18 protein-coding genes are annotated in these 15,052 nt (G+C 59.8%); 12 read left to right on the top strand and 6 right to left on the bottom strand.

Annotated elements, in window-relative coordinates:
- Window positions 1-77: 77 nt before the first annotated feature.
- Window positions 78-407, bottom strand: a complete 330-nt coding sequence (locus tag AB4P91_RS24830) for an EscU/YscU/HrcU family type III secretion system export apparatus switch protein (protein WP_210700838.1) — start codon at window positions 405-407, stop codon at window positions 78-80.
- The gene (locus AB4P91_RS24825) at window positions 404-1,978 is read right to left on the bottom strand and encodes a flagellar hook-length control protein FliK (protein WP_150687869.1); all 1,575 of its coding nucleotides are present in this window, start codon (window positions 1,976-1,978) and stop codon (window positions 404-406) included. The genes AB4P91_RS24830 and AB4P91_RS24825 overlap by 4 nt, the downstream gene beginning before the upstream one ends.
- A gap of 197 nt (window positions 1,979-2,175) precedes the next feature.
- Between AB4P91_RS24825 and ccmA the strand changes: the two genes are divergently transcribed.
- The 12 genes from ccmA to AB4P91_RS24765 all read left to right on the top strand — a co-directional run bounded on the left by ccmA (window position 2,176) and on the right by AB4P91_RS24765 (window position 10,395).
- Window positions 2,176-2,811 (top strand): cytochrome c biogenesis heme-transporting ATPase CcmA, encoded by a 636-nt coding sequence (gene ccmA / locus AB4P91_RS24820; protein WP_042558256.1) that lies wholly within the window; start codon window positions 2,176-2,178, stop codon window positions 2,809-2,811.
- On the top strand, window positions 2,808-3,476 hold the full coding sequence (ccmB, locus tag AB4P91_RS24815; protein ID WP_395603902.1) for a heme exporter protein CcmB: 669 nt from the start codon (window positions 2,808-2,810) through the stop codon (window positions 3,474-3,476). The genes ccmA and ccmB overlap by 4 nt, the downstream gene beginning before the upstream one ends.
- A gap of 96 nt (window positions 3,477-3,572) precedes the next feature.
- Window positions 3,573-4,328 (top strand): heme ABC transporter permease, encoded by a 756-nt coding sequence (locus AB4P91_RS24810; RefSeq protein ID WP_042558258.1) that lies wholly within the window; start codon window positions 3,573-3,575, stop codon window positions 4,326-4,328.
- Entirely contained in the window at window positions 4,325-4,501 is a 177-nt protein-coding gene (gene ccmD, locus AB4P91_RS24805) for a heme exporter protein CcmD (protein WP_007959239.1), read from the top strand. The genes AB4P91_RS24810 and ccmD overlap by 4 nt, the downstream gene beginning before the upstream one ends.
- The gene (gene ccmE / locus AB4P91_RS24800) at window positions 4,498-4,953 is read left to right on the top strand and encodes a cytochrome c maturation protein CcmE (protein WP_150597147.1); all 456 of its coding nucleotides are present in this window, start codon (window positions 4,498-4,500) and stop codon (window positions 4,951-4,953) included. The genes ccmD and ccmE overlap by 4 nt, the downstream gene beginning before the upstream one ends.
- A gap of 3 nt (window positions 4,954-4,956) precedes the next feature.
- Window positions 4,957-6,945: a heme lyase CcmF/NrfE family subunit gene (locus AB4P91_RS24795; RefSeq protein ID WP_115147811.1), complete on the top strand. Its 1,989-nt coding sequence runs from the start codon at window positions 4,957-4,959 to the stop codon at window positions 6,943-6,945.
- Window positions 6,942-7,478 (top strand): DsbE family thiol:disulfide interchange protein, encoded by a 537-nt coding sequence (locus AB4P91_RS24790; protein WP_150594234.1) that lies wholly within the window; start codon window positions 6,942-6,944, stop codon window positions 7,476-7,478. The genes AB4P91_RS24795 and AB4P91_RS24790 overlap by 4 nt, the downstream gene beginning before the upstream one ends.
- On the top strand, window positions 7,475-7,945 hold the full coding sequence (locus AB4P91_RS24785; RefSeq protein WP_395603901.1) for a cytochrome c-type biogenesis protein: 471 nt from the start codon (window positions 7,475-7,477) through the stop codon (window positions 7,943-7,945). The genes AB4P91_RS24790 and AB4P91_RS24785 overlap by 4 nt, the downstream gene beginning before the upstream one ends.
- A complete protein-coding gene (gene ccmI, locus AB4P91_RS24780; RefSeq protein ID WP_150597144.1) occupies window positions 7,942-9,141 on the top strand; it encodes a c-type cytochrome biogenesis protein CcmI in 1,200 nt (399 codons plus the stop codon). Before AB4P91_RS24785 ends, ccmI begins: the two co-directional genes overlap by 4 nt.
- A gap of 24 nt (window positions 9,142-9,165) precedes the next feature.
- A complete protein-coding gene (locus tag AB4P91_RS24775; protein WP_150594231.1) occupies window positions 9,166-9,570 on the top strand; it encodes a hypothetical protein in 405 nt (134 codons plus the stop codon).
- Between the two features lie 208 nt (window positions 9,571-9,778).
- Window positions 9,779-9,991, top strand: coding sequence for a type II toxin-antitoxin system HicA family toxin (locus AB4P91_RS24770; protein WP_150597143.1), 213 nt, complete (start codon window positions 9,779-9,781; stop codon window positions 9,989-9,991).
- Window positions 9,991-10,395: a type II toxin-antitoxin system HicB family antitoxin gene (locus AB4P91_RS24765; protein ID WP_150594229.1), complete on the top strand. Its 405-nt coding sequence runs from the start codon at window positions 9,991-9,993 to the stop codon at window positions 10,393-10,395. The genes AB4P91_RS24770 and AB4P91_RS24765 overlap by 1 nt, the downstream gene beginning before the upstream one ends.
- A 68-nt stretch (window positions 10,396-10,463) precedes the next feature.
- On the opposite strand, the gene AB4P91_RS24760 is transcribed toward AB4P91_RS24765, so the two are convergent.
- From AB4P91_RS24760 to AB4P91_RS24745, 4 genes are all read right to left on the bottom strand, one after another.
- Entirely contained in the window at window positions 10,464-11,651 is a 1,188-nt protein-coding gene (locus AB4P91_RS24760; RefSeq protein WP_150597142.1) for an MFS transporter, read from the bottom strand.
- Window positions 11,652-12,095: 444 nt separating this feature from the next.
- Window positions 12,096-13,094: a sulfate ABC transporter substrate-binding protein gene (locus AB4P91_RS24755; RefSeq protein WP_042558269.1), complete on the bottom strand. Its 999-nt coding sequence runs from the start codon at window positions 13,092-13,094 to the stop codon at window positions 12,096-12,098.
- 104 nt (window positions 13,095-13,198) lie between these two features.
- Window positions 13,199-14,023: an ion transporter gene (locus AB4P91_RS24750; protein WP_042558270.1), complete on the bottom strand. Its 825-nt coding sequence runs from the start codon at window positions 14,021-14,023 to the stop codon at window positions 13,199-13,201.
- A 21-nt stretch (window positions 14,024-14,044) separates the two neighbouring features.
- Complete coding sequence (locus tag AB4P91_RS24745; RefSeq protein WP_395603900.1) at window positions 14,045-14,959, bottom strand: urea transporter; 915 nt, start codon at window positions 14,957-14,959, stop codon at window positions 14,045-14,047.
- Between the last annotated feature and the right edge of the window lie 93 nt (window positions 14,960-15,052).

Raw genomic sequence — 15,052 nt, 5'->3', positions numbered from 1 at the left:
GCCTTCGGCAGCTCCTACATCGGAATTCGCATTTCCCTGTAGGAGCTGCCGAAGGCTGCGATCTTTGCTTTTACGGCCTAATAATCATCGCCGCGCTCTGTGACATCCTTCTCGACCATCGGCGCATCCGGGTCGTGTCCCTCGGGGAATTTCCCCTTCAGATTCCACGCAAACGCGATGATCTCGGCGATGGTGCGGTACAGCTCTTCGGGAATGCTGTCGCCCAATTCCATTCGCGCCAACAGCCTCACCAGTTCGGCGTTCTCATAGATCGGCACTTCACAGTCGCGGGCGATCCGCAGGATTTCTTCGGCCAGTTCGTCGTCACCTTTGGCGGTGAGCGTCGGTGCGTGGTTGCCGTCGTATTTGAGGGCGATGGCCTGGCGTGGAGCGGTGGCGTCATTCATGCGGTTTCATCAACCCAGCGGTGGTCGAGACGGGTTTGATTGCCTTGTGGCGGGGTGCCGTGGTGGCAGTCGATATCACCCACGTTGAGCCCACGATCCAGCAGGCGCTGGCGCAGCGCGAACAGGTTGTTTTCGATCAGATCGGCGGTGTACGGCCGTTCGGCCCACAGCTGGCCCGATAGGCTGCCGGCGATCAATTGCGCCTGAATCTGCATCGGCCCGAGCGGTTCCATGTCGAACGCCAGATCGACGCGCCACAGTTGCTGTTTCGGCTCGCGTTCGTCGCGGCGCTCGTTCGGTTGCGGTTCTTTCTCCGGCGCTTCCTCACGCTGGAACTTGACCTGCAACGGCACGATGTCTTGCAGGTTGCGCATGGGAATTTCCAGCTGCCAGGTGCTGAGCAGCCGGCCGTCATCGGTGACGCCCGTCTGTTCCAGGCTCGACAACTGATGGCTTTGCAAGCGCGATACGGCAGCAGCCGCGAGGCGCAGCAAGTGCTCCAGATCACCTTCGCCGTCCTGGCTTTGCAGCAAACGGTCGGGCAGCGGGAAGCTGCTGGGCAGCGGTTTGGCGCTGACCTGGCCGAGCATGCCGAGGGCGTTGCGTACGAAACTCGGCATCGCCTGCGCGAGGGTGTTGGCGGCGATGATGGCGTTGAAATTGGTGCTGCTCGGCAGGCCCGGTGTCAGTTGCGCGACCAGTTTGAGCAGATCGGCTTTCATGTCCGGCGCCAGCGTCGGGGTTTGTCCGGTCAGCAGTTTGGCTTCGAGAAACATCCCGCTGTTGGCCAAGGCCTGTGCGACGCCTTTGGCGGTGCTCAGTTGTTGCACATTCGGCAGGCTGGCGAGCAGGCGATCTACCGCAGCGCGTAAATCCGTGGACGTTTGATCGGTGTTGGCTGGCAGGTTTTGCAGCGCGTTCATCAAACCGGTCAACGAAGCCTGACGACTTTGCTGGCCGAGCAGTTGCTGGCTCACCGCCAATTGCTCCTGACGGTTGCTCAGCGGCAGGAATTTCAACGTTTGCGAATCTTCGACCAACGCCGAGAGCAGGGTGCCAATGCGCAGTGGCTGCGGGCTGTCGACGGTCAATGTGCTGCCGCTCAAGGCGGTATTGAGCAGGCTGACCATCGAACGAAACACCGTCGCTTGCCCCGGCGTTTGCGGGAGCACCTGCGAGGTCAGCACTTTGCCTTGCAGCAGGGTGCCCACCGGCAGTTGCGCAGTATCGATGCGGGTGAGGGTGGCGACGCTGCTGGCAATGGCCTGTTGCACGGTAATTGCCAGGTTACCGGCAGACGGCTGGGTAATCGCCAGACTGGTGCCTTGCGCCAGCGGTAAATTGCTGGTCGCTTGCACGGTGGTCTGGCGACCGCTGTCCAGCGTTACCTTGAGCAGCAGTTCAAACGTCTGATCCGCCTGCTTGAGCGACAACACCTCAGCTTTGGCGCTCTGGCCGGTCCCGATCAAGCCTTCGACCGGTGTCAGCAGCTTGAGCAACTCACCGACCTGCGGGCGAACGGTCGCCGGGGTGGTCGTCGGGAGCGGGAGGATGTTCATTTCGCCTGTCATACGCGGACACAACCTGAGGAAATTGCACTCTTGAGAGTAAGGCACGACATGTATAATGCCGCCCGTCTTGCGCTTCGTTCAAAAAACATAGCAATTGTTTGACGCAGCTCTCTAGATCGAGCCGTCATTGCATTTATGCTGCATCTCTTTAACGGCCGCACCAGAGCCGACTTGAACCGTATAAGGCCCGTGATCCCTTGACCAGTCCTGTCCTGCAAACCGTTGCCCTTGCGTGTGAACGTGATCTGAGGCTGCTCTTCGAAAATCTCGAATTGCGACTCGTCAGCGGCGATATGGTGCAGATCAGCGGCCCTAACGGCAGCGGTAAAACCAGTTTGCTGCGTTTGCTGGCCGGTCTGATGCAGCCGACCGAAGGTCAGGTCCTGCTCAATGGTCAGCCCTTGACCGAGCAACGCAGTGAACTGGCGCGCAATCTGTTATGGATCGGCCATGCCGCCGGGATCAAGGACTTGTTGACCCCGGAAGAGAACCTGTCGTGGCTCTGCGCCCTGCATCATCCCGCCGAACGCGACGCCATCTGGCAAGCCTTGGCAGCAGTAGGATTGCGCGGCTTCGAAGATGTTCCCTGCCACAGTCTTTCTGCCGGCCAACAACGTCGCGTGGCGCTGGCCCGCCTGTATCTCGATAGCCCGCCGCTGTGGATTCTCGATGAGCCGTTTACCGCCCTCGACAAGCAGGGCGTGGCGCAACTCGAAGAACATCTGGCCGGACACTGTGAGCGCGGCGGTCTGGTGGTGTTGACCACGCACCACACCCTGACACGGATGCCTTCGGGTTATCGCGACATCGATTTGGGGAGCTGGGCAGTATGAGTGTTTTCGGCCTGCTGGTTGCCCGTGAATCCCGACTGCTGTTTCGCCGCCCGGCGGAGCTGGCCAATCCACTGATTTTCTTTGCCATCGTCATCGCCTTGTTCCCGCTGGCCGTCGGCCCGGAAACTCAAGTGTTGCAAAACCTGTCCCCGGGGTTAGTCTGGGTGGCGGCGCTTTTATCCGTGCTGCTCTCGCTGGACGGGCTTTTCCGCAGTGATTTCGAAGACGGCTCTCTGGAGCAGTGGGTCCTTTCGTCGCACCCGCTGCCACTTCTGGTTTTGGCCAAGGTGCTGGCACACTGGCTCTTTTCCGGGCTGGCGCTGGTTTTGCTCTCACCCTTGCTGGCGTTGATGCTCGGTTTGCCTGCTGCCTGCCTGCCGGTATTGCTGCTGTCATTGCTACTGGGTACCCCGGTGCTGAGCTTGCTCGGCGCGGTGGGTGCGGCGTTGACTGTGGGTTTGAAGCGTGGCGGCCTGTTGCTGGCGCTGCTGATTCTGCCGTTTTACATCCCGGTGTTGATCCTCGGCAGTGGCGCCTTGCAGGCAGCCTTGCAAGGCATGCCGGCGACCGGTTATCTGCTGTGGCTTGGGAGCCTGACCGCCCTGGCGATAACCCTGACACCCTTTGCAATAGCGGCTGGCCTGAAGATCAGCGTCGGCGAATAATAATGAGGTCTGGTTAAAAATTAACCGCTTTTTTCAGGAAAGGCATGACCCAAATGCCAGCTCACACCGATGAGCGGCACCCGTGATGGATACAGTATGAACTGGACCTGGTTTCACAAGCTCGGCTCGCCCAAGTGGTTCTACGGCATCAGCAGCAAGTTTTTGCCGTGGTTGAGCATTGCAGCGTTGCTGCTGATTGGTGTCGGCGTTGTCTGGGGCCTGGCCTTCGCGCCGCCGGATTATCAGCAAGGCAACAGCTTTCGCATCATCTACATTCACGTGCCCGCCGCGATGCTCGCTCAGTCGATTTACGTGATGTTGGCGGTGTGCGGTGTGGTGGGTCTGGTGTGGAAGATGAAACTGGCCGACGTCGCCCTGCAATGCGCCGCACCGATCGGCGCGTGGATGACCGCCGTGGCGCTGGTCACCGGGGCGATCTGGGGCAAACCGACGTGGGGCTCGTGGTGGGTCTGGGATGCGCGCCTGACGTCAATGCTGATTCTGCTGTTCCTGTACTTCGGCCTGATCGCGCTGGGCAACGCGATCAGCAACCGCGACAGCGCCGCCAAGGCCTGCGCGGTGTTGGCCATCGTCGGTGTGATCAACATCCCGATCATCAAGTACTCGGTGGAGTGGTGGAACACCCTGCACCAGGGCGCGACGTTCACCCTCACTGAAAAACCGGCAATGCCCGTCGAAATGTGGCTGCCGCTGTTGCTGACAGTGTTGGGTTTCTACTGCTTCTTCGGCGCCGTGTTGTTGCTGCGCATGCGCCTCGAAGTGCTCAAGCGCGAAGCCCGCGCCAGTTGGGTGAAAGAAGAAGTGCAGAACAGTCTGGAGGGCGCGCGATGAGTTTTGCTTCGTTCGGCGACTTCCTCGCCATGGGCCATCATGGCCTGTATGTCTGGTCCGCCTACGGCATCTGTCTGGCGGTACTGGTCCTCAACGTCGCGGCGCCCATTGCCGCCCGCAAGCGCTATCTGCAACAAGAGGCGCGTCGTCTGCGCCGGGAGAACGGCAAGTGAATCCGCTGCGTAAAAAGCGTCTGATCATCATTCTGGCAATTCTGGTCGGGGTCGGCGCTGCCGTCGGCCTGGCCTTGAGTGCGCTGCAGGAAAACATCAACCTGTTTTACACGCCAACCCAGATCGCCAATGGCGAAGCCCCACAGGGTACGCGCATTCGCGCCGGCGGCATGGTGGAGGCCGGTTCCCTGCAACGCTCCCCGGACTCGCTGGACGTCAGATTCGTCGTCACCGATTTCAAGAAGTCCGTGACCATCACCTATCGCGGCATCCTTCCGGACCTGTTTCGCGAAGGGCAGGGCATTGTCGCCCTGGGCAAGCTCGACGCCGACGGTGTCGTCGTCGCCGATGAAGTGCTGGCCAAGCATGACGAGAAGTACATGCCGCCGGAAGTGACCAAAGCGTTGAAAGACAGCGGTCAATCCGCCCCGACCCCAGCGAAGGAGAGTTGATTGATGACTTCCGCAATCTTTATTCCCGAGCTCGGCCATCTGGCGATGATTCTGGCGCTGTGTTTTGCGCTGGTGCAGGCCGTGGTGCCCTTGGTCGGTGCCTGGCGCGGTGATCGCTTCTGGATGAGTCTGGCCCAGCCGGCCGCGTGGGGGCAGTTCGCGTTTCTGCTGTTCGCCTTCGGCTGCCTGACCTACGCATTCATGGCCGATGACTTCTCCGTCGCCTATGTGGCCAACAACTCCAACAGCGCGTTGCCGTGGTATTACAAATTCAGCGCGGTGTGGGGCGCCCACGAAGGCTCGTTGCTGCTGTGGGCATTGATCCTCGGCGGCTGGACGTTCGCCGTGTCGGTATTCTCGCGCCAGTTGCCGCAAGTCATGCTCGCCCGCGTGCTGGCAGTGATGGGCATGATCAGCACCGGTTTCCTGCTGTTCCTGATCCTCACGTCCAACCCGTTCAAACGCATCCTGCCGCAAATGCCCAGCGATGGCGCCGACCTGAACCCGTTGTTGCAAGACATCGGCCTGATCGTTCATCCGCCGATGTTGTACATGGGTTACGTCGGGTTTTCGGTGGCGTTCGCGTTTGCCATCGCGGCATTGATGGGGGGTCGTCTTGATGCGGCGTGGGCGCGCTGGTCGCGTCCCTGGACTATCGTTGCCTGGGCCTTTCTCGGTATCGGTATCACCCTCGGGTCGTGGTGGGCTTACTACGAACTCGGCTGGGGCGGCTGGTGGTTCTGGGACCCGGTGGAAAACGCCTCGTTCATGCCATGGCTGGTCGGCACCGCGCTGATTCACTCGCTGGCGGTTACCGAAAAACGTGGCGTGTTTAAAAGCTGGACGGTGTTGCTGGCGATTGCCGCTTTCTCGCTGAGCCTGCTCGGTACGTTCCTGGTGCGTTCCGGTGTGCTGACTTCGGTGCATGCATTTGCATCCGACCCGGAGCGCGGTGTGTTCATCCTGATCTTCCTGCTGTTTGTCGTCGGTGGTTCGCTGACCCTGTTTGCGTTGCGCGCGCCGGTCGTAAAAAGCCAGGTCGGATTCAACCTGTGGTCGCGTGAAACACTGCTGCTGGGCAACAACTTGGTGCTGGTCGTGGCGGCGTCAATGATCCTGCTTGGTACCTTGTACCCGCTCATTCTCGATGCCCTGAGCGGCGCCAAACTGTCGGTCGGGCCGCCGTACTTCAACGCGCTGTTTATTCCGTTGATGGCGCTGTTGATGATGGTGATGGCGGTGGGCATGCTCGTGCGCTGGAAAGACACTCCGGTGAAATGGCTGCTGAACATGCTGGCCCCGGTGCTGCTCGGCAGCGTTGCGCTGGCCGTGATCGCCGGTATTGCTTACGGCGATTTCAACTGGGCGGTGATCGCCACCTTCCTGCTCGCCGCGTGGGTATTGCTCGCCGGTGTGCGCGACATCTTCGACAAGACGCGCCACAAAGGCCTGATCAAAGGCCTGCCAACCCTGACTCGCAGCTACTGGGGCATGCAGATCGCTCACCTCGGTATCGCCGTTTGCGCGTTGGGCGTGGTGTTGTCGAGCCAGAACAGTGCCGAGCGCGACCTGCGTCTGGCACCGGGCGAGTCGATGGATCTGGGCGGTTACCAATTCGTGTTCGAAGGCGCCAAGCACTTCGAAGGGCCGAACTTCACGTCCGACAAAGGCACCATCCGCGTGATCCGTGACGGCAAGGAAATCAGCGTGCTGCACCCTGAGAAGCGTCTATACACCGTGCAGAACTCGGTGATGACCGAAGCCGGGATCGACGCCGGTTTTACCCGTGACCTCTACGTCGCATTGGGTGAACCGCTGGAAAACGGCGCGTGGGCGGTGCGCGTACACGTCAAACCGTTCGTGCGCTGGATCTGGTTCGGCGGCTTGCTGACCGGTTTCGGCGGGTTGCTGGCGGCGATGGATCGACGCTACCGAGTCAAGGTTAAAGCCCGTGTGCGTGAAGCACTGGGCATGGAAGGAGCGGCTGCATGAGACGTTGGTTGATGCTGGTGCCCCTGGCGATTTTTCTGCTGGTGGCGGTATTCCTTTATCGCGGTCTGTACCTTGATCCGGCCGAACTGCCGTCGGCGATGATCAACAAGCCATTTCCGGAGTTTTCCCTGCCAAACGTGCAGGGTGATAAAACCCTGACCAAAGCCGATATTCTCGGCAAACCGGCACTGGTCAACGTCTGGGGCACCTGGTGCATTTCCTGTCGGGTCGAGCATCCGGTGCTGAACAAGCTCGCCGAGCGCGGGGTGGTGATCTACGGCATCAACTACAAGGACACCAACGCCGATGCCTTGAAGTGGCTGGCCGAGTTCCACAATCCTTATCAGCTCGACATCCGTGACGACGAAGGCTCGCTGGGCTTGAACCTCGGTGTTTATGGCGCGCCGGAAACCTTTTTCATCGACGCCAAGGGCATCATCCGCGACAAGTATGTCGGTGTGATCGACGAGCAGGTCTGGCGCGAAAAACTCGCGGCCAAGTACCAGGCGCTGGTCGATGAGGCCAAGCCATGAAGCGCTTTTTAGCTGCCCTGATGCTGGGTTTGAGTCTGGTCGGCGTGGCTCACGCGGCCATCGACACTTACGAGTTTGCCAAAGAAGGTGACCGCGAGCGTTTCCGCGAACTGACCAAGGAACTGCGTTGCCCCAAGTGCCAGAATCAGGACATTGCAGACTCCAATGCACCGATTGCCGCTGACCTGCGCAAAGAGATTTTCCGCATGCTGGGCGAGGGCAAGGACAATCAGCAGATCATCGACTTCATGGTCGATCGCTACGGTGATTTCGTCCGCTACAAACCCGCGCTGAACGCCAAGACCGCGCTGCTGTGGTTTGGCCCGGCCGGTCTGCTGCTCGGTGGTTTTGTGGTGATCGCCGTGATCGTCCGCCGCCGTCGCGGACAACGCGCCCAGACACCGCAATCGCTGTCTGCCGAAGAACGTCAGCGCCTCGACCAACTGTTGGATAAAAACCAAGAATGATTGATTTCTGGCTTGCCGCAGGGCTGTTGCTTCTGGTCGCCCTGAGTTTTCTGCTGATCCCGGTGTTGCGTGAACGTCGCGCCCAGCGTGAAGAGGATCGAACTGCCCTGAACGTCGCGCTCTATCAGGAGCGCGTTGCCGAGTTGCAAACGCAACAGGCCGAAGGCGTACTCGATGCCGTGCAAATGGACAGCGGCCGCGCTGAAGCGGCGCGCGAGTTACTTGCCGATACCGAAGGCGTTACCGCGCCGCGGGTGTCCCGACTGGGCAAGCCGTTGCCGCTGCTGGCTGCCGTGTTGGTGCCGGTATTGGGCCTGGCGCTGTACTTGCACTTCGGCGCCGCCGACAAGGTTGAACTGACCCGCGAATTTGCCCAGGCGCCGCAGTCGATGGAAGAGATGACCCAGCGTCTGGAGCGCGCCGTTGCGGCGCAACCGGATTCCGCTGAAGGCCTCTACTTCCTCGGCCGTACTTACATGGCTCAGGAGCGTCCGGCGGACGCGGCGAAGATGTTCGAACGCGCTGCCAGCCTCGCCGGTCGCCAACCGGAGTTGCTTGGTCAGTGGGCGCAGGCACAGTATTTTGCCGACGGTAAAAAGTGGTCGGACAAGATTCAGGCCTTGACCGACGAAGCACTGAAGGCTGATCCGAAAGAAGTGACCAGCCTCGGCCTGCTCGGCATCGCCGCGTTTGAAGGCGAGCGTTATCAGCAAGCCATCGATTACTGGAACCGCTTGCTGGCGCAACTGCCACCGGACGACAAATCCCGGGCCGCGCTGCAAGGCGGGATCGAACGTGCAGCCGAGCGTCTCAAGGCCAGTGGCGGCACAGTCGCTGAGGCCACAGCGCCGAAAGCCGCATTGTTGAAGGTCCGCGTCGATCTGGCCAGCGAACTCAAAGGCAAAGTGCAACCGGGCGACAGCGTGTTCATTTTCGCCCGCGCCACGTCCGGTCCGCCGGCGCCATTGGCGGCCAAGCGCCTGACCGTGGCTGATCTGCCGGTGACTGTTGAGCTGGGCGATGCCGACGCGATGATGCCGCAGTTGAAACTGTCGAACTTCCCTGAAGTCCAACTGGTTGCGCGCATCTCCCGTGCCGGCCAGCCGACTGCTGGCGAATGGGTCGGTCGCAGCGGGCCTTTGCCCAGCAGCACCACCGCGCCGCAAAAACTGACCATCGACAGCCCGGATAAATAACCGGCACCAGAGGAAAGCACCGACATGCACACCATCGCCCGAATCACAGTCCTTACACTGGCCCTGGGCATGAGTGCGTGTGCGGTGCAACGCCCGGAACCGACCACCAACCTGCCGCCGATTCCGCCCTCACAGCCAAGCCCGACCCCGTCGACTTCGCCGACGCCAGGCAAAAGCATCCCGGCCAAACCGGCAAAACCGGTGCCGCGCACCTCGGCCAGCTTCGCCCCACCACCGGGCGGCAACAGCCACTGGGATCAGAAACTTGGCGTCTACGTGCTCGACGATCAGACCAATACGTTCTATCGCCAGCGCACCTACTACCGCTGGAACAACGGCTGGAGCCGCGCGGTCAGCCCCAACGGCCCATGGGAAGACACCAACATCCATGGCGTGCCTCCGGGGTTGGGCAAGAAATTCGGGCAGTAAATGAAAACGGCGATCTTCGGATCGCCGTTTTGCTGTGTGCCTGTTGGGTGCGCACAGAAATTGCTCATGGAAGTGCTGCACAAAGCTCAGGGTTTAGCGGTTTCAATCACACCCTGTAAAACAACCAGACGTCGTTCTGCCTATTCCTGTGCTTGAGTAAAGATAACTCTAGAGTTATTTTTAACGGGCCTTGGCAAGGAGGCGATTGGTGCAAAGCAGGTTATTGATCAAGGAACTGGAGGAAGCAGGCTGGACGCTGGATCGTGTCACCGGCAGTCATCACATCTTCAGGCACCGTTACAACCCGAACACGATTCCCGTCCCGCATCCGAAAAAGGATCTGCCATTGGGAACGGTCAAAAGCATCAGGAGGCGTGCTGGGTTGTACAACCCGCCAGCCAGTTATGAAGGAGATCCATAATGCAATATCCAATCTGCATCGAGTGGGGCGATGAGAGCACCGCCATTGGTATTCAGATCCCCGATATTCCTGGCGCCGTAACGGCCGGGGATACCTTTGAAGATGCCTACAACGCAGCGGTAGAGATTGCACACATCATGCTGCAAGAGATTGCGGCGGATGGACATTCGATCCCGTTGCCGACCTCGGCGGCGGCACATCGCAATAACCCGGAATTCGCCGAGATGGGCTGGGGCATGCTGGAGCTGGATATCTCGCCGTATCTGGGCAAGACCGAAAAGGTCAATGTGACGCTGCCCGGTTACGTGATCCAGCGAATCGACCGTTATGTGCGCGAGCACAACGTCAAAAGCCGCTCCTCGTTTCTGGCGGATGCGGCGATGGAAAAATTGGTTCGGTATTGACGACAATGCCCCGGCAGGGTCAGTGATTAACCTGTGGGGGCGAGTCTGCTGGCGATATTTTTAGCGTGTCAGGCAGCCGCCAGTGAGCGCTTTTCAGAAACACTCAAGAATCGCAGCAACGCCAGCAACGGAAACACGCTGCCGACGATCACGATCCATAACCAACCGCCATGTTCATACACCGCGCTGGCCACCGACGAGCCGAAAGCGCCGCCGATGAAGATACTGGTCATGTACAGCGCGTTCAGACGACCACGGCTTTTCGCGTCCAGCGAGTACACCGCACGCTGGCCGAGCACCATGTTCATCTGCACGCAGAAGTCGAGGACGACGCCGGTCACGGCCAGGCCGATGACGCTGTAGGCCGGGTGGATGAAGGCGGGCAGGAAGCTCAGGCTGGCGAACAGCATGGCCAGCAAGGACGCGATTCGGGTGTGGCCGGCGTCGGCCAGGCGACCGCTGATCGGCGCGGCGATGGCACCGATGGCGCCGACCAGGGCGAAGATCGCAATCTCGGTTTGCGACAAGCCATGATTGCGCGCCAGTTCCAGCGGCACTGCGGTCCAGAACAGGCTGAACGCGGCGAACATGCAGCCCTGATAAAACGCACGCTGACGCAGCACCGGTTGCTGGCGCAGCAACGTCCATAGCGAGCCGAGCAGTTGTCCATAGGACGCGCTGTGATCCGGTTGGCGCTTGGGGACTGTCAGCGCCAACACCACGCTGATCGCCGCCATCAGCGCCGCCGCGATCATGAACATCGCCCGCCAGCCCAAGTGGTCGGCCACCACGCTCGATACCGGCCGCGCCAACAGGATGCCCAGCAATAAGCCGCCCATGATTCCGCCGACAACGCGACCGCGAGATTCCTCAGGCGCCAGATGCGCGGCCAATGGAATCAGGATCTGCACCGACACCGAACTGAAGCCCACCAGCAACGAGATCAGCAGAAACAGGTTGGGTTGATCGGTGAACGCCGCAGCCAGCAGGCTGGCTATCGCCACCACGGTGGTGATGATCATCAACCGGCGGTTTTCCAGCAGGTCCGCCAGCGGCACCAGAAAGAACAGGCCCAACGCATAGCCGATCTGCGTCAGCGAGACGATGAAACTGGCCATGGTGTCGGTCAGACCGATGTCCGGCGCGATCAGGCCGATGATCGGCTGCGCGTAGTAGATGTTGGCAACGATGGCGCCGCAGCAAAAAGCGAACAGCAGCACCATGCCTCGGGTCATTGCGTGAGTCGTGGCGGTCATAGGGTTTCTCGATCCAGCGAAAGGAATGCGGTGAGGCTATGGGACAAACCGGGCGGGCAGAAGACGCCGTTGGTTGATATCAGTTATCAAGGTGCGCAATGTTGGAGTGTTTCAGCGTGTCGTCCTGGATCGACTGTCGTCCGACGGATGAGCGCTGATGATACATTCACTTACATCTGTTCGATAGCGTGCTTATGATCACAAGCTTCCCCTCACCCTAGCCCTCTCCCGAGGGAGAGGGAACTGATTGGGGGATGCTGGAGAAATACGCCGACTTGAACGAGCGTAACCGAATCCATAATCGCCACCATCTTTCAGGTCGACGCATGACCCAGAACAACGCGGTCGGCTCCCTCTCCCTCTGGGAGAGGGCTGGGGTGAGGGGATGCTTGGCCACAAAAAAGGCGACCTGCCGAGGTCGCCTTTTTCACTGCCACTTAAGCCTTACTGCCCCGTGTAAATCTGATCAAACACCCCACCGTCATTGAAGTGAGTCTTCTGCACGGTGCGCCAGTCACCAAAAGTCTTCTCCACCGACAGGAAATCGACTTTCGGGAAACGATCGGTGTACTTCGCCAGCACCGCCGGATCACGCGGGCGCAGGTAGTTGGCGGCAGCAATTTCCTGACCTTGTGGCGACCACAGGTACTTCAGATATTCATCAGCCGCCGCACGCGAGCCTTTCTTGTCGACGACTTTGTCGACCACGGAAACCGGTGGCTCGGCCTCAGCGGAGACACTTGGGTAGACGACTTCAAACTGATCACGGCCAAACTCGCGGGCGATCATTTCGGCTTCGTTCTCGAAGGTCACCAGCACGTCGCCGATCTGGTTGGTCATGAACGTGGTGGTGGCGGCGCGGCCACCGGTATCGAGCACCGGCGCTTGCTTGAACAGTTTGCCGACGAAGTCCTTGGCCTTGTTCTCGTCACCGCCGTTCTTCAGCACATAGCCCCATGCCGACAGGTAGGTATAGCGTCCGTTGCCCGACGTTTTCGGGTTCGGCACGATCACTTGCACGCCGTCCTTGAGCAGATCCGGCCAGTCTTTCAGGGCTTTCGGGTTGCCTTTGCGGACGATGAATACGGTGGCGGAAGTGAACGGCGCGCTGTTGTTCGGCAGGCGTGTGACCCAGTTCTCCGGCACCAGTTTGCCGTTGTCGGCGAGGGCGTTGATGTCAGTTGCCATGTTCATGGTGATGACGTCAGCCGGCAGGCCGTCGATCACTGATCGCGCCTGTTTGCTCGAACCGCCGAAGGACATCTGCACCGTGATGTTTTCGTTGTGCTCGGCTTGCCAGTGTTTCTGGAACGCAGTGTTGTAGTCCTTGTAGAAATCGCGCATCACGTCGTACGAAACGTTGAGCAGGGTCGGTGCGGCTTGAGCCACGCTGCCGAACGCGAGACCTGCGGCGAGAAGTGAGGCGCCAAAGAGTTTTTTCACTGCGCATTCCTTGTTCTGTGGGGGTGTTGTGCCAAAACTGAGGCCATTTGCCAGCGACTATAGCGGGCCTCGCATAGTCGCTTAAAGATTAAAAAGCTCTTTGCTTATTCCATTTTTTTGAACAGCGCGTTGCCACAGCGCGAGCAAAACGCGGCGCCATGTTCGTGGCTGTTTTTCTTGCACACAGGGCAATCATGTTGCAGCTGTTCACCGCGCATGGCGTTGGCCAGTTCGGCGGTGAAAATTCCGGTTGGCACGGCGATGATCGAGTAACCGGTGATCATCACCAGCGACGAAATCACCTGACCCAGAGGCGTTTTCGGCACGATGTCGCCAAACCCCACGGTGGTCAGCGTCACGATAGCCCAATAGATGCCTTTGGGAATGCTGGTGAAGCCGTGCTCCGGGCCTTCGATCACGTACATCAACGTACCGAACACCGTCACCAGCGTGCAGACACTGACCAGAAACACCACGATTTTCTGTTTGCTGCCGCGCAGCGCCGACATCAGGTAATTGGCTTGCTTGAGGTACGGACTGAGCTTGAGCACGCGGAAAATCCGCAGCATGCGGATGATGCGAATAATCAGCAGATACTGCGCATCGCTGTAATACAGCGCGAGAATGCCCGGCACGATCGCCAGCAAATCCACCAGCCCGTAAAAACTGAAGGCATAGCGCAGCGGCTTGGGCGAACAGTAAAGACGCAGGATGTACTCACCGAGAAAGATGATCGTGAAACCCCACTCGATGTAGGCCAGCACGTTGGCGTAGTTCTGGTGAATGCTGTCGATGCTGTCGAGCATCACGATCACCAGACTGGCGAGGATGATCAACAGCAAAATGCCGTCGAAGCGCCGTCCGGCGAGGGTGTCGCTCTGGAAAATCATGACGTAAAGCCGTTCACGCCAGTTGCTGCTGCTGTCCATGAATAATGCCTGAATCAAAGATCAGCGCAGCCTAGGTTGATTCTCCCCCTGAGCGCAAGGCGTGCTGTCGACGTTGGCTTTGCCAAGCATCTGGATACCGGCGCGGATCAGCCAGCAGGCCAGGATGAACGGCGCGGTCAATGTGGCCAGACCCATGGCGGCGAACAGCGGTGTGATCAGCAATGCCAGGACGATGCCGAGCAATGGCAACCACGGTTGTTCGCGTTGAGCACTGAAGGCGAGGGCGGCGAGCACGGCGTTGTAGCTGCCCAGGCCCAGCAGCGCGGAACTGGTTTCGTGGTGCAGCAAACTGGACGCCAGACCGATTGCAGAAGCCAGCAGTGCCCAGGCAAAAGCGCGGCGATCAGCGATCAGCAAACCGATGGCAATCAACCCCCCGGCCAATGGATGCCCGAGGAACATCACCTGTCCGAGCCCTTTGAACTCGGCAGCGAACAGATTGAGCAGGTTCATCTCGACGTGAGGCATCGGCGCCGACGGTTCGGCGAACAGCAGTAACACCCAACTCATGGCCACGAACGGCGAGGTGTAGGCCGGTATGAATCGGTTGCGGTACACATGTTTGAGCCATTGTTGCGTGAGCATCGCACTCAAGCCACCAGCGGCGAGAATCAGCGGCGGCAGCAGCGGTGACCACGGGAAATACAGGCTCAGCAACAAACCAAGCAGGACGCCGTTGTAGCTGAACAACCCGGCCTGGCGATCAGCCTTGGCGTAGTTGCGCCGTTGCGCGGTGAGCAATCCGGCGACGGCGCCCAGCAGCGCACCGGCGAACAGCACAGGCGCTGTCAGCAGGATCGCTAGCAGACACAGCAGGCCGCACAGTGGATGGCGCTGGAGGAATATCTGACTGAAACCGTTGAGCAAAGCCTCGGCCCAGTCGGGGCAGTGGGTATTGAAATGTTTGGCAGGCATGGCAGTTCTGAAAGTCAGTGAAACCGAGTCGCCTGCTTCGCGAGCAAGCTCACTCCCACATTGAATCTTTGTTCAGTCATTGAATTTGTGATT

This window comes from Pseudomonas sp. B21128 (assembly GCF_044218865.1).
Classification (GTDB): domain Bacteria; phylum Pseudomonadota; class Gammaproteobacteria; order Pseudomonadales; family Pseudomonadaceae; genus Aquipseudomonas; species Aquipseudomonas iridis.
Note: the sequence above shows the minus strand (reverse complement) of the source record. Positions and strands in the feature narration are given on the sequence as shown.